Below are 14,833 nucleotides of genomic sequence, written 5' to 3'. Positions count from 1 at the left end.
TATAGTTTCTATAAGTTAAATCGCTTTGAGTAAATTTTCGAAATTTTGCGAGGTGATTCTTGCAATTTCCTCAACCGATTTATCATATACCTCACTAAGTGCTTTCGCTACATAGGGTACGTATTTTGGTTCATTTGTTTTACCACGATATGGCACTGGAGCCAAATAAGGACTATCTGTTTCAATTAAAAGTCGATCTAAAGGCACTTGCTTGGCAACATCTCGTAAATCTTGAGCATTTTTAAATGAAACAATACCTGAAAAAGAAATATAGTACCCGCAATCTAATACAGCTTTTGCTGTTTCCCAGTCTTCAGTAAAACAGTGCAAAATACCATGCGTAGATTGTTCAGCTCGAATAATATCTACCGTATCATGTTTTGCTGAACGCGTATGAACAACTACTGGCTTTCTTACATTTTTAGAAGCTTGAATATGTCGAGCAAAACAAGCCTTTTGCTCATTAATAAAATCAGTGCTATGGTAATAATCTAGGCCTGTCTCACCTAAAGCCCACACTTTTTCTGATTGAGCTAACTCAGTCAGATACTCAGTCGTTGCTCGGGCCATGATATCTACATCCTCACAAGGATGCACACCAACGGTATACCCAACGTCTTCATGACGCTTTGCGATTTCAGCTAAAGCAATATGATCATCAAGGTCAACTGAAATTGCCATAAACTTAGAGACACCTTCTGCTCGCGCAGCAGCAAGGGCAAGATCTAAATCACCATTATAAGGTGTTAAATCTAACATTGTTAAATGGCAATGGGTATCAACAAACACTGTTCTTTCCTATCTGCTTACATAGTATAACTTGGACGATCTAAAGACATACTACCAGCTAAAATCCGTTCAGCCTCAGCTTTATAGTAAATGCCTTTATCACCACTTAATTGGATTGCGAAGCCTTGAGGCTTAAAACCACTTTGCTTATGTGAAATCCACACTACTTTACCAGTTAAAGGGATTTTTTGTGATTGTTCTGGTAACGTAGCTAAAATAAAAATTTCTTGCCCCATCTTCACCTTTTGCTTCGATGGCACAAATAAGCCCCCACCTTGTACGTACCCCATATAGCTTGCTTGTAAGGTTGCTCTATCAGGAATATTGACCTGAATAATTCCACCCATTTGTGGTTGCATTATAATTTCCCCTTAAACGTTCATTAATTTTATAAAAAGTTGATCTATGATGAGTTGTGTTTGTACATTTTGTTCAACTAATCTTTTAGATTGCTGCAATTCCTCATAAAGACTGAATAAGCTCTCTAAATTATAGTTTTGCGCCAATTGATCGTACTGTAAATCTATATTTTTCTGTGGTTGATTGAGCTTGACACAAATTAAATCTCCTAACAAGTATTCAAGAAGCATCATAAAATCACTAAAGTTAAGCTCTTTTTGCCATTTAGCCGAATAAAATAAAGGCATGTTTTTTTGATTAACTACCTTAGTCCAGTCTTCTAAAAAGGACTGTCTTTTCGCAAACCAATCACTCGTGGCAATTTCAACTGCTTGCAAAGGCATATCATTAGAAAGACCTAACAATAATTCAGGTGGCACTGACGCAATTTCAGCCAAATGCTCATTTAGATAAGATGTTGCCTGCTCATATGAAATACGGTCTAAAGCAAAATGCTGTAAGCGACTTCGAATGGTAGCTGGTAATTTCAAATAGTGATCAGCCAACAAAATTAAAACAACACGCTCACCGGGTTCTTCTAAAGTTTTTAACAGCGCATTTGATGATGCAAGATTTAAAGCTTCGGCTGGTTCAATAACAATAACACGCCATCCTTCACCAGTTTGCTGGACAAATGGCAATAGATCTCGAATTTTTTCTATTTTAATTTTTGCATTCTGTTTTTTATTTTCTTCATCAGTCGTGATATGAACATAGTTCGGGTGCGTGTCTGATTTTAACCATTGACAGCTACTACACTCACCACAAGCCCCCTGAGGCTGTTTATTTAAACAAAGGACCCATGCTAAAAAATGCTTGGCAAAAGCATGCTTACCACAACCTTGTTTACCATAAAATAATAAGCCATGCCCAATATTAGGAAAACGTGTTGTTAACGTTTCCCACATTGTCTGTTGCCACGGATAAACCTTAGAAGTCACATTCTGATTCATTAAATTAACACTTACTCAAAAGACTCAACAGGCAAATTATTTAGACGGTCAAGATCGGCTTGGGTATCAACACCCGGCGGTAAATTTGCTTCTGCTACAGCAATAGCAATACGGTGCCCGTTTTCTAAAACACGTAATTGCTCAAGACTTTCCAACTTTTCAAGTTTACCCATGTCCCATGTAACATATTCTTGTAACAAGTTCACACGATAAGCATATAAACCTAAATGACGAAATGCTTGAGTATGTAAAGTTGCTTCAGCTTGTTTAGCACCATCTCGATCATAAGGAATAGTTGCACGACTAAAATATAAAGCTTCATTTTGATTAGACATAACCACTTTCACAATGCTATCACGCTGAAATTCATCCAATGCATGAATAGGCTCACATAATGTAGACATTGAGCAATTTGGTTTGTCAACCAGAAGCTTGGCAACCTGTTGAACAAGTTGAGCTGGTAGTAAAGGCTCGTCACCTTGTACATTTACAATAATGTCATCAGCATTCCATCCTTTAATACGAGCAACTTCGCTTAAACGATCTGTCCCCGATGGATGGTCAGCACTTGTTAAAACCACATCAACACCCTCTGCACGGCATATTTCAGCAATACGCTCGTCGTCAGTTGCTACACATAAATCATCGAAGCCTTCAACTTTCTTTGCCTGATCTACGACACGTAAAATCATAGGACGATCATGAATAAGTAACAATGGCTTACCTGGCAAACGCGAACTTGAGAAGCGTGCTGGAATAACGATGTGTTTCATTTTTTCTTCCTAAGATATTTGAATATCAAGCTTTTGCAATTGCTGATTTAAAACCTGATAGCACTCTGCAGACAAAACTGCTTTAACAGGTACGACCCAAATAGGCCGTTTAAATTCTGGATACTTTTCAAGTAAAGGTAACAACTTAACCGCATCTTTTTCAGTCGTAATGATAGGCTGATCATCATTAAATACAAGGTCATCAATAACGTAATCATGATGATCACGAAAAGCATGCTCTTGAAATTGATTTACACCTAAACCTTTAAGTGTTTGGTAAAAGCGCTGAGGAAAACCAATACCCACTACTGCATGGTAATTATTTTGTGTATTGAATGATAATTCAATTGCTGAAGAAGGATTCAATAAGTAAGGATGCCCCGCTTCTAGATGCATATGCATTGCTGTTGAAGGGGCAAATGTATGTTCGATTACTGTACCCGTTTTTAAACGTTCAGCAGGTTCACGCAAATAGCCTTCTGGTAATAACTTTCTATTTCCAAGTCCACGATTTTGATCAAGCACAATCCATTCTATTTGACGACCTAAAGCCCAGTGTTGTAATCCATCATCACTAATAATTAAATCTAGTTTTGTGGATGCTAATAATAACTCGATTGCAGCCTGTCTATTCGGTCCTACTGCCATAGGCACACCAGTTGACTGTACAATCAAAGCAGGCTCATCCCCTGCTTCAGCTGCCTGACTGGCCGATGTTACCAACATAGGAAAAGGACCAGCTCCACCATAACCGCGACTAATTACGCCTACTTTTACATTATGCTGTTTTAAGTAATTGACTAGTTCTATTAATAATGGAGTTTTGCCACTACCACCTACTGTAATATTGCCAATTACCATGACTGGTAGAGGTGCACTATAGGTTTTTTTTAAACCTGAATTATAAAAATAACGATTCAATAAAAACCCAGCACGATACAAACATGACAACGGACGCAAAACAATCAACCAACTTGATTGCTTATTCCATGCATTTTGTATCAGCTGGGCCAAAGACATGCTTAGTTGTCCTCAAAATTACGCTGATGTAATTGATAATAAGCACCATGCTTAGCAAGTAATTCTTGATGGGTGCCTTGCTCAACAATTTGTCCACGATCTAATACAACAATACGATCTGCGTTTTCAATTGTAGATAAACGATGTGCAATCACAATCGTTGTACGGTCTTGCATCGCCTCATCAAATGCTTGCTGAATAAAATGTTCAGATTCATTATCAAGCGCACTTGTCGCTTCATCTAAAATAAGAATTGGTGCATTTTTCAAAATTGCACGAGCAATTGCTATACGTTGACGTTGACCACCAGATAAGTTTAGACCTTGTGCACCTAAAACAGTATCGTAACCATTTGGTAAGTTCATAATAAAGTCATGGGCGTAAGCAGCTTTTGCGGCTGCGATAACCTCTTCATCACTTGCATTATATAACTGACCATAAGCGATGTTTTCACGTACGGTCCGGTTAAACAAAACAACTTGCTGATTAACCATTGCAATTTGTGTGCGCAAACTTGAAAGTTCTATATCACGTATTGGTAAGTCATCTAAATAAATTTGACCACTTGAGACTTCTTGAAAACGTACCAACATATTCACTAATGAAGTTTTACCAGCACCCGAGCGCCCTACCAATGCAACTGTCTCACCTGGGCGAATATTTAAAGAAAAGTCTTTAATCGCCTGAGTACCATCAGCATAGTTAAGCACAACATGATCAAAACGAATTGCACCTTGCAATTGAGGTTTAAGTTGACCGGTATTTTCTTCTTCAGGTAAATCTAATAATTCGAAAACTGAATGTGCTGCCGCTAAACCACGCTGCAACTTTTCATTAATGTCAGTTAAGTTTTTAACAGGTTTAGAAAGAAGTCCTGCTGCTGTAATATACGCAACAAACTCACCAGCACTGGTATTTCCTAAAATTTGTGGTCTTAAGGCTAACCATACAATAAGAGCCATTGCACAAGCCATTACAACTTGAACAACAGGACTATTTAGGTTTTGTACAATCACCATTTTTAAACCGCGTTTTAGATTCTCTTCAGACGACTTATAAAAACGCTCTTGTTCTGAGTCTTCACCAGCGAAACTTTTAACAACTGCATTACCACTAATACTTTCTTGTACGACATGGTTAACATCGCCCATAGTGTCCTGAACTTGCAGTGAAAGTTTACGCATTCTTTTTGATGCTTTGCGCACCAAAACCCCAATAATAGGTAAGAACACCATAATACAAAGGGTCAGACGCCAATTTGTATAAAACAAATAACCTAGTAGCCCCAATGTAATCATACCATCACGAACAATGGTTTTTAATGATTCAGATGAAGCAGCTGTGAGTTGCTCAACGTTATACATAATTTTAGCTGTAATATGTCCCGAAGAGTTATCGAGATAATATTGAGCCGGCAGTCTTAAAAGCTTTGCATAAACTTCTTGGCGAATACTAAAAACTAAACTACGGGAGATAACAGCAGTATAGTAGCCGCCCATAAATAGGCCTAAGCCACGGAAAAATACTAATAAAATGATTAATAAAGGGAACCAGTCTAGATCCGCTCTACTCGCATTTTGAATGGCATCAATAATAAATTTAATGAGCTTAGCAACAGAAACCTCTGTTGCTGAGTTCATACCGAATCCGATAAGAACTAATAAGGCCACGCCCCAATAAGGTTTTAAATAGGATATGAGACGCAAATAAACCTTAAAATCTTGATTCACTCAGAAAAACCTCTAGAAGGAACTTTGGTACTAATATTGATGTTAACAAAACCGAGTTGTCCTGCTACATCCATAACACGAATAACATCCTGATGAGACGCTTTTGCATCTGCAGCGATGATAAACATAAAATCACGGCGCTCTTGAGCAATTTGCTTAATTGCAGTGCTCAAATCAGCGACTTCCTTGGTAGACAATGCTTGACCATTGACAGCGTAATGACCGCTAGAGTCTACCACGACTTCAATTTTATGATCGTACTGTTTTGGTGGGACGCCTTGGGCATCTGGTAAAGTTAGATTGATGCGACTTGGCTGATTAAAAGTGGTAGATAACAATAAAAACACCAGAATGAACAATAAACAATCAATCATGGGCGTTAGATTGATATGAATGTCTTCAACTTGAGAACGTTTAAACTTCATATTGCTACCTACCCATCAACCAACACGGCGATGTTCTTGCACAACAGAAGAACGTTTATAAAACAATGATGCATGAAAGAGTGTAGATTGTTGCTCTAACTCCGCAATGTAATTTTGTACCACTCTCTGAAAATAACGATAAGAAATAAGTGCAGGAATTGCAATGAGCATTCCAACCGCTGTCGTGATCAAGGCCTTTGAAATACCAGGAATCATTAAGCTTGGACTACCTGCCGAACCAAAATCAATCACGAGAAAAGACTCAATAATCCCTACAACTGTTCCAAGTAACCCAAGCAAAGGTGCTATAGCACTTAAAGTTCCCAAGAAGTTAATATTTTTTTCTAAATAAGAAATTTCTTGAGAAGCCATTGCTTCCATTTGAGCCCGAGCAAATTGCTCTCCATGCTCCTGATGCTCAAAACCAGCTTTTAGAATATTTCCTAATGCTGTACTTGAGGCATCAGTATCTTGCTCCAAATTTGTAATGATATGAGAAATATCTGCACTACCATCACTCATCAGTGCTTTAGGCAAAACTTGTGAACGTCTCAAACGTATAAAACGTTCAATACTAATAGCGACCGTTAAAATTGAACACAAAATTAAAGGCAGCATTAACCAGCCGCCCGCTTTCACAAGTTCCCACATATTTTCTTCCCCAAGAATATAAATTAGAAATATATGACCTAACTTAGAATTAATCTGGCAAACAAATATTCAAAATACCATCTAACTCATCGAGTGAATGATAATGAATAACAAGTTTCCCTTTACCTTTCTGGTTATGATCAATTTTAACATTGGCACCAAAACGTTCCGATAATTTCTGAGTTAATTGCTCAATGTCTGGTGCAACAGGAGTTTTTTCCTTTTCCTGTTTAGGTTCGTTCCAATCACGCACCAACTGCTCAGTCTGACGAACGGATAATCCCTTTTCAATGACAATTTTAGCTACTTCAAGTTGCTCTTTACCTTTTAAAGTCAAGATGGCACGAGCATGGCCCATATCAAGCTGGCCTTGTTGCATAAATTCTTTAATGTCATCAGCCAAACTTAATAGACGCAACAAGTTACTGACCGTTGTTCTCGCCTTACCTACAGTATCAGCAATTTCCTGATGACTTAAACCAAATTCATCATGAAAACGTTGTAATGCCAAGGCTTGATCAATTGGATTTAAATCTTGACGCTGAATATTCTCAATAAGTGCTAAAGCTATTGCGACCTGATCATTTAAATCACGAACAATTGCTGGAATTTCAGTTAAACCGGCAATTTGTGCTGCACGCCAACGACGCTCACCTGCAATAATTTCGTAAGGATGAGCTTCATCATCTACAGGACGGATAACAATTGGTTGCATTACCCCATGTTTTTCAATAGAGGATGCCAATTCTTGTAATTCATGTTCATGGATAAAACGACGTGGCTGATATTCACCTCGCTTCAACAAATTCACATCAATTTGTTTTAACTGACCATGATCAAGTGCTTGAGCTTCTAATTGTAATTTTTCTTTTTGAATTGAACCAAGTAATGCATCTAAACCACGCCCTTTCGCCAATCCGCGTTTTTTGATGCTCATACTTTACTTCCTTTCTTTACTTTACTTTTCTTTAACATCTCAGCTGCAAGATTTAAGTATGCAACTGCACCCTTTGAACTCTTTTCAAAATAAATCACTGGCAAACCATGCGCTGGCGCTTCAGCCAAACGAACATTACGTGGAATCACAGTGTCATAGAGCTTCTTACCAAAATACTGTTCCAACTCAGCTGATACATCACGAGTTAAGGCATTACGTGCGTCGTACATCGTACGTAAAACACCGATAATTTCTAAATCAGGATTTAATGCTTTTTGAATACGATCGATTGTTTGGGTTAAATCAGCCAAACCTTCCAATGCATAGTACTCACATTGCATAGGAATGATTACACTATCTACGGCAGCCAAGGCATTTACCGTAATTAAACTTAAGCTAGGGGCACAGTCAACAATAATGTAGTCAAAAGAATTTCTAATTTCGTTCAGAGCATTCTTTAAAATAAACTCACGACCTTCTTGTTCGGCAATTGCCAGTTCAACACCTGAAAGCTCACGGTTTGAACCCAAAACTTTATATCCAACCTCTGCCTTTTGAATTGCAGTTTCAATTGGCACTTCACCCAATAACACATCAGTGATTGAGTAAAGTAGATCATTCTTTTGAATACCAGACCCCATCGTAGCATTACCTTGTGAATCTATATCAACAAGTAATACACGTTTTTTCAATACAGCAAGTGATGCTGCAAGATTTACTGCAGTCGTTGTTTTACCAACACCACCTTTTTGGTTTGCAATCGCAATAATTTGAGCCATGGTAACCCTAATACTTTTTATTTAAATTCGTTGAAGTAAAAGTAAATGACGTTGTTCATCAAGTCTTGGTACATGCAGTTCAATCACTTTACATGAAAATTCTTGCTTAAGCTCTTCCATTTCTTCAACTGGAATCAATCCTTTCATCGCAGCAATTATACTATGCTCATGTAAATATGGACGTGCAGCCTCAACAAAATCAGTTAAAGATGCAAATGCTCGACTTGTGATCACATCAAATTGACCAAGCTCATCAATTGTATCTTGATTTTCAACACGCGTTTGCACAGCTACTACGTTTTTAAGCTTAAGGTCAGCAATAAACTGTTTCAAAAAACGAATTTTCTTACCATTTGAGTCAAGCAATACACAAGAGCGCTCTGGTTGACATAAAGCAATGATCATGCCTGGCATACCACCACCAGTACCAACATCAAGCAATCGACCTGGTGGTAAATCTTTCAAAATACTTAGGCTATCTAACAAATGCTTCACTAACATCTCTTTCGGATCACGAATCGCTGTTAGATTATAAGCTTTGTTCCAAAGTACCAAAGCATCTTGATACTTTAACAATAATGTCAAAGCTTCATCGCTAAGCGACAAACCTAGTTTTTGACTACCCTGTTGTAACTCTTGAAAAAATGGATGCATAAACAGATAACATCTAAGTAAAATTTAAAACAAAGTATACCCATTTATGCATCGTGGAACACTATTTAACGATTAGGGATTACGCAGTTAATCGTAGAAGCCTTCACGAATTTGCAAATCTAGCTCCATTAAACGTTCAGGCGTTCCCACATCTACCCATGCACCCTTAAGCTTTTCAGCAGATATTCTTTGATTCTGCATCGCTTGCTTCAACAATGGTGCTAACGGACGTTTACCAGGCTCCAATCCATCAAAGAGCTTAGGATTGATAACAGATACCCCACTAAAAGTGAGATTCTCGCCCTTCACATCTTGATCGAATGCAAAAGCACGTCCATCCAATAATGTAAAGTCGCCTTCAGGATGTTGTTTAGGATTATCAACCAAGACAAGATGAGCTAAATCATCATTTAGCTTAATATCGCGTAGCGCTTCAAAACCCATTGTGGTCCATACATCACCATTCACTAGAATAAATGGATCTGTTCCAAGCAGTGGCAAAGCATTAATAATTCCACCAGCTGTTTCCAGCCCTTCTTCTTCTCGTGTCCAACGGATGTCCACACCAAATTGAGAACCATCACCTAAGCTACTGATGAGCTTATCAGCCAACCAGGCAGAATTGATGACTATTTCAGTCACACCAATTTTCTTAAGCTTTTCGATATGCCACACAATAAGTGGCTTACCCCCCACCTCAAGCAGAGGCTTTGGTGTATATAGCGTAAGTGGACGCATACGATTGCCCAAGCCAGCAGCAAGAATCATTGCTTTCATTATGCTGCTACCTCATAGGGGCCATATTTTTCTATAAACTTAGGCATGACTGAGTTACGAATAAACGTCATGAAGTCATCAAGCTCATGATAACCACGACTCTCTTCAAGTAAATACCACATGACTCGCGGCAAGTCTTTTAAATATCCAGACTTACCATCTCGCTCAAACAGACGAACAAAAATGCCCAAAATCTTGATATGACGTTGAATTGCCATTAAATCGGCATCACGTTTAAATTGCTCAAAAGTTCGGTTTTGTTTACCAGATGCTGGTAAAAGCTCATAGAAAACTTTAAACCATTGATAAACACGCTCAGCATTCCACTGTACATACGCATCACGTGTAATCGAGATTAAATCATAAGTGTCGGCACCAATAACCGCATCTTGAAAGTCGATTACCCCCAATTCTTCTTCATTAGTAATTTTCATTAAATTACGACTATGAAAATCACGATGCACAATAACTTGCGGTTGAGCCAATGCAGCATGAGCTAAGAAATCAAATGCGTCATCAATAGTTTTCTTTTGCTCAGCCGTTGGATGAATCCCAAGTGATGGCAACATCCAATCTGTTAGCAGCTGCATTTCAGACATAAGCTTTTCATAAGAATAAGCTGGGAAATGATCAATACCATTAATTGATTGCAAATGAGTGAGCTGTTTAAAGCTTTGTTCGTAATATTGATCAACTGTTGCATCATTTAATAATGTCGACAACAGCACATCACCAAAATCTTCTAGCAATAGAAAACCTTGTGTTAAATCCTTTGCAACAATTTGAGGCACGCGGACCCCATGACCTGCAAAAAATTCGTCAATGGTTACAAACGGAACACAGTCTTCTTTTTCAGGAGGCGCATCCATAAGCATATAAGTTTTATTTTGTAACTGGATGCGAGCATAACGGCGAAAGCTGGCATCCCCTGCTAAATAAGCGATCTGAAATTGATCATTTTCAAGAACAGATGTAAGCCATGTATGTATCAATTGTTCACGTTGTGTATTCATTTGCAATAAAATCTAAAACAAGCTGAGATTTTTGAAGGGTTAAGTGTAGCCACTTATAAACTTTTTCTCTATGATGCGACAATAATTAATTGTGAATTAGCATACTTGGTTAATGAGACAATGAAGCATCAGTTTAAATTTAATCCTTTAGCGACCGCTATTTTTACGCTCTTATGTGGCTCCATACAATCAAGTTATGCTGAGTCAGCTGGTGTTGTCTCTAACATAGACAATAATCAACTTAAGGCGAGTATTAAGGAAGCCTATCCTGGGCAGGAATTCTTTCAACAATATTATGTTGATAAATCTGCACCTGAAGCGCAGTTGCGCAATAATAAATATTTGAGTTCCGCATTTTGCCAAGGAACTTGGATTACACCGATTAATCCTGAAACTAAAGCATTAGATGCAGATAAAGCTACATCGGTTGTAACGGCGGATTATGGTCATTACAACCCTGCTGGCGATTCTGAGCTAGAAGGAAACGTAGTAATAGATCAAGAAGGTCGTACTGTACGTGCCGATAAAGTTACCATCGATAAAACTCAAACATTTGCTCATGCACAAGGTCGAGTGCAGTTAGCCCAAGGCGGCTTACTCTCTCAAAGTGATGAAATTAATTACAATTTAAAGACTCAAACTGGTGATTTAAATAATAGTTTTTATATTTCTGAACAGCAGCATGCACATGGTCACGCTGGAAAAATCGAAAGAACCTCTCCAAATGTAATGGTTCTTAATGATGCAAGCTATACCACTTGTCCACCAGGCCAAAAACCTGCTTGGAAAATTCAGGCTAATAAAATTGAGCTAAATCAGGAAACTGGTCGAGGCGTCACTCGCAATGCAAAAATCTATGTTAAAGATGTGCCAGTTATAGCAGTCCCTTACTTTAACTTCCCAATTGATGACCGTCGAACTACAGGTATTCTTAACCCACAGTTTGGTTTTTCAGGTTTCTCAAATAGTGGTGGTGGCGGTGAACTTTCTGTTCCAATTTATTTAAATCTTGCGCCTAATTATGATGCAACGATTACTCCACGATATCTATCAGAACGTGGAGCTATGCTCAAAGGTGAATTTCGCTATTTAACGGATGGCTTCGGTGCAGGGGTAATATCAGGCGGTATTCTTCCATCTGATAAAGAATATAACGATAAAGATCGTAAAGATTTTAATTTCCTCCACAACTGGAATATTAATGATCAATGGTCTACTAACCTTGAATATCACTATGCATCTGATAAAGATTATTTTGCAGACTTAGACAGCAGTCCAAACTCTAAAACCGATGTAAATCTACGAAGAGCTTGGGAACTCAACTATCAACATGGTATTCCGGGTTTAAAAGCTCAGCTTAAAGTTGAAGACTTCCAGACGCTAGATCCTTCAGTTTTGGATGCGAATAAACCTTATGCCCGTTTACCACAGTTCTTATTAAACTACGTCACTGGTAATCCACAAGGTCTACAGTACGAATTTAATAACGATACTGCATACTTTAAAAAATCAATTAATGATGGTTCGGCTCAGGAAAGTAGCGGTACACGTATTTATAACCAGTTTGCAACACGTTATAACTATCGTACACCAGCAGCTTTTGTTATTCCTGAAGTTTCTGTACGTTCTATCCAGACTTTTTATGACAAAGATAGCATTGCCTCACAAGGTTTAGATGCCAGTTCAGAGTCTAAATCAGTCGTCGTACCTCAGTTTACTTTAGATACTGGTCTTACTTTTGAACGTGATGGTAAATATCTTCAAACAATTACTCCACGTGCATTTTATGCCTATGCCCCTTATAAAGATCAGAATGGTTATCCAAACTTCGATTCAACCTCTGCTTCAGTTAACTACGATCAACTCTTTAACCCTTACCGCTTCTATGGGCATGACCGCCTTGAAGACAACAATTTCTTATCACTTGGCGTAAGTTATAGCCTTTTTGATACAGTAGGTTTAGAACGTTTACGTGCAAGTGTAGGTCAAAGCTATTATTTTGAAGATCGACGCGTAACTCTACAAAATCAACCTGATACATTTGATACCGAACGCAATACAGGACCAGTTGTAAGCTTAACAAGCCAACTTAACCAGAACTTTACGATTGCAGCAAATTCAGCTTGGATGTCAAACGGCGATAACGCACAGCGTGATTTCCAAGTTTACTACACGGGTGACAAAGGCAACCTATATAACTTAGGCTACTTCTACCGTAAAGATATCCCTGGTCGCCAAGATAACTATGACCAAGTTGTTGCATCGTTTATACAACCAATTACAGACAACTGGCGTATTATGGGTCTTGTTCAATATGACATGGACAATGATGTGGCTCGTGAGCTGTTATTAGGTGTTAACTATGAATCATGTTGCTGGGGTATCTCAGTCTACGGTCGTTCTTACTATAACGACCTAGATGATCCAAAATCTCCTAATGTTAACGAGAAACGCGCGATTATGGCTGAAGTCACACTTAAAGGTTTAGGTGGTTTAAACAACAAACTTGCATCTATACTTGAAAATCGCGTTTTAGGTTTTAACAAAATTAATCAATCTTGGACACAACGTTAATGAAGGCAAAGCATCTTAAACAGTTTTTTAAAGCAACAACCCTTGCTGTATTAATATCTTCATCAATGCATAGTTTTGCCCAACCCACTGATGAAGTTGTGGCAATTGTGGACAATAGCGTAATTTTAAAAAGTGACCTTGAACAAGGAATGGCAGAAGCTACTCACGAGTTACAGGCACAAAAAAAAGAAGTACCACCTCAACAATACTTACAATTTCAAGTTTTAGACCAACTCATCTTACGTCAAGCTCAACTTGAACAAGTAAAACGTTATGGTATTAAACCTGATGAGAAAAGCCTAAACGAGGCAGTACTTAAAGTAGCGAGTCAATCTGGCAGTAAAAGTTTAGAAGCATTTCAACAAAAATTAGATGCGATTGCTCCAGGAACTTATGAAAATTTACGAGGCCGTATTGCCGAAGATTTAGCAATTAATCGTCTACGCCAACAGCAAGTGATGTCACGTATTAAGATTAGTGATCAAGATGTTGACAATTTCTTAAAATCACCACAGGGGCAAGCTGCTCTCGGCAATCAGGCACATGTGATCCATATGCGAATTTCTGGAGACAATCCTCAAGAAGTTCAAAGTGTAGCTAAAGAAGTTCGTTCAAAGCTGGCTCAAAGCAATGATTTAAATGCTCTCAAAAAACTTTCAACTGCGACAGTAAAAGTTGAAGGTGCAGACATGGGATTCCGTCCCCTTTCTGATATTCCGGCTGAACTCGCTGCCCGTATTACTCCCCTACAAGATGGTCAAACCACTGATCTAATTTCTGTACGAGATGGTGTACATGTTCTAAAACTCTTAGAACGCAAGCAAAATGAACAAAAAGCCTTGGTACCACAGTATCAAACACGCCATATTCTTATTCAGCCTTCCGAAGTAGTAAGTCCTGAAAATGCGAAACAAATCATTGATAGCATTTATAAGCGATTGAAGGCAGGTGAAGATTTCGCCACTCTTGCGGCAACTTATTCAAACGATACAGGTTCCGCGCGTGACGGTGGTAGTTTAGGCTGGGTTAATCCAGGAATGATGGTACCTGAGTTTGATAAAAAAATGCAGGAAATTCCTGTAGGTCAAATTAGTGAACCTTTCCAAACTCAATTTGGCTGGCATATTCTACAAGTGACAGACAAACGCGAAAAAGATATGACTCACGAATATCAAGAACGTATGGCACGTCAAATTTTAGGTGAACGTCAATTCAATACTGAAATTGATAGCTGGTTACGTGAAGTACGTGCAAATGCTTATGTAGAGATTAAAGATCCAAGTCTCGACAAAAAGAATCTGCAAAAGTAAGTTAATTTTTATTTAATTAAAAACCTGTGTTTATCACAGGTTTTTTTAT

At 38.3% G+C, this 14,833-nt stretch carries 15 protein-coding genes; 2 read left to right on the top strand and 13 right to left on the bottom strand.

What is annotated here, in order from left to right:
* Window positions 1-15 precede the first annotated feature (15 nt).
* The 13 genes from MKL35_RS06310 to MKL35_RS06250 form a co-directional block, all read right to left on the bottom strand.
* Window positions 16-789 (bottom strand): TatD family hydrolase, encoded by a 774-nt coding sequence (locus MKL35_RS06310; RefSeq protein ID WP_004709116.1) that lies wholly within the window; start codon window positions 787-789, stop codon window positions 16-18.
* 17 nt (window positions 790-806) lie between these two features.
* Complete coding sequence (locus MKL35_RS06305; RefSeq protein ID WP_001183024.1) at window positions 807-1,148, bottom strand: PilZ domain-containing protein; 342 nt, start codon at window positions 1,146-1,148, stop codon at window positions 807-809.
* A 12-nt stretch (window positions 1,149-1,160) separates the two neighbouring features.
* On the bottom strand, window positions 1,161-2,141 hold the full coding sequence (locus tag MKL35_RS06300) for a DNA polymerase III subunit delta' (RefSeq protein ID WP_032011231.1): 981 nt from the start codon (window positions 2,139-2,141) through the stop codon (window positions 1,161-1,163).
* A gap of 11 nt (window positions 2,142-2,152) precedes the next feature.
* Window positions 2,153-2,914, bottom strand: coding sequence for a 3-deoxy-manno-octulosonate cytidylyltransferase (kdsB, locus tag MKL35_RS06295; RefSeq protein WP_004709120.1), 762 nt, complete (start codon window positions 2,912-2,914; stop codon window positions 2,153-2,155).
* 9 nt (window positions 2,915-2,923) lie between these two features.
* On the bottom strand, window positions 2,924-3,934 hold the full coding sequence (gene lpxK / locus MKL35_RS06290) for a tetraacyldisaccharide 4'-kinase (protein WP_032011235.1): 1,011 nt from the start codon (window positions 3,932-3,934) through the stop codon (window positions 2,924-2,926).
* A gap of 2 nt (window positions 3,935-3,936) precedes the next feature.
* Entirely contained in the window at window positions 3,937-5,664 is a 1,728-nt protein-coding gene (gene msbA / locus MKL35_RS06285) for a lipid A export permease/ATP-binding protein MsbA (protein WP_004709124.1), read from the bottom strand.
* Window positions 5,661-6,089, bottom strand: coding sequence for an ExbD/TolR family protein (locus MKL35_RS06280; protein WP_004887492.1), 429 nt, complete (start codon window positions 6,087-6,089; stop codon window positions 5,661-5,663). Before MKL35_RS06280 ends, msbA begins: the two co-directional genes overlap by 4 nt.
* A gap of 15 nt (window positions 6,090-6,104) precedes the next feature.
* Entirely contained in the window at window positions 6,105-6,740 is a 636-nt protein-coding gene (locus MKL35_RS06275) for a MotA/TolQ/ExbB proton channel family protein (RefSeq protein WP_004887494.1), read from the bottom strand.
* 49 nt (window positions 6,741-6,789) lie between these two features.
* Window positions 6,790-7,677, bottom strand: coding sequence for a ParB/RepB/Spo0J family partition protein (locus tag MKL35_RS06270; RefSeq protein WP_032011236.1), 888 nt, complete (start codon window positions 7,675-7,677; stop codon window positions 6,790-6,792).
* Window positions 7,674-8,456, bottom strand: a complete 783-nt coding sequence (locus MKL35_RS06265) for a ParA family protein (protein ID WP_002050124.1) — start codon at window positions 8,454-8,456, stop codon at window positions 7,674-7,676. The genes MKL35_RS06270 and MKL35_RS06265 overlap by 4 nt, the downstream gene beginning before the upstream one ends.
* A 21-nt stretch (window positions 8,457-8,477) precedes the next feature.
* Window positions 8,478-9,110, bottom strand: a complete 633-nt coding sequence (gene rsmG, locus MKL35_RS06260) for a 16S rRNA (guanine(527)-N(7))-methyltransferase RsmG (protein ID WP_002050181.1) — start codon at window positions 9,108-9,110, stop codon at window positions 8,478-8,480.
* A gap of 87 nt (window positions 9,111-9,197) precedes the next feature.
* Window positions 9,198-9,887 (bottom strand): N-acetylmuramate alpha-1-phosphate uridylyltransferase MurU, encoded by a 690-nt coding sequence (murU, locus tag MKL35_RS06255; RefSeq protein WP_002049766.1) that lies wholly within the window; start codon window positions 9,885-9,887, stop codon window positions 9,198-9,200.
* Window positions 9,887-10,900, bottom strand: coding sequence for an aminoglycoside phosphotransferase family protein (locus tag MKL35_RS06250; protein ID WP_106479495.1), 1,014 nt, complete (start codon window positions 10,898-10,900; stop codon window positions 9,887-9,889). Before MKL35_RS06250 ends, murU begins: the two co-directional genes overlap by 1 nt.
* 120 nt (window positions 10,901-11,020) lie before the next feature.
* Here MKL35_RS06250 and MKL35_RS06245 point away from each other — a divergent pair, with 120 nt between their 5' ends.
* Window positions 11,021-13,474, top strand: a complete 2,454-nt coding sequence (locus MKL35_RS06245) for an LPS-assembly protein LptD (RefSeq protein WP_032011241.1) — start codon at window positions 11,021-11,023, stop codon at window positions 13,472-13,474.
* On the top strand, window positions 13,474-14,784 hold the full coding sequence (locus tag MKL35_RS06240; protein WP_002050186.1) for a peptidylprolyl isomerase: 1,311 nt from the start codon (window positions 13,474-13,476) through the stop codon (window positions 14,782-14,784). The genes MKL35_RS06245 and MKL35_RS06240 overlap by 1 nt, the downstream gene beginning before the upstream one ends.
* Window positions 14,785-14,833 lie beyond the last annotated feature (49 nt).

Source organism: Acinetobacter sp. AOR41_HL (assembly GCF_027854645.1).
GTDB classification, from domain to species: Bacteria; Pseudomonadota; Gammaproteobacteria; order Pseudomonadales; family Moraxellaceae; genus Acinetobacter; species Acinetobacter nosocomialis.
The sequence above is the reverse complement of the archived record's forward strand: the minus strand, read 5'-3'. Positions and strand labels throughout refer to the sequence as shown.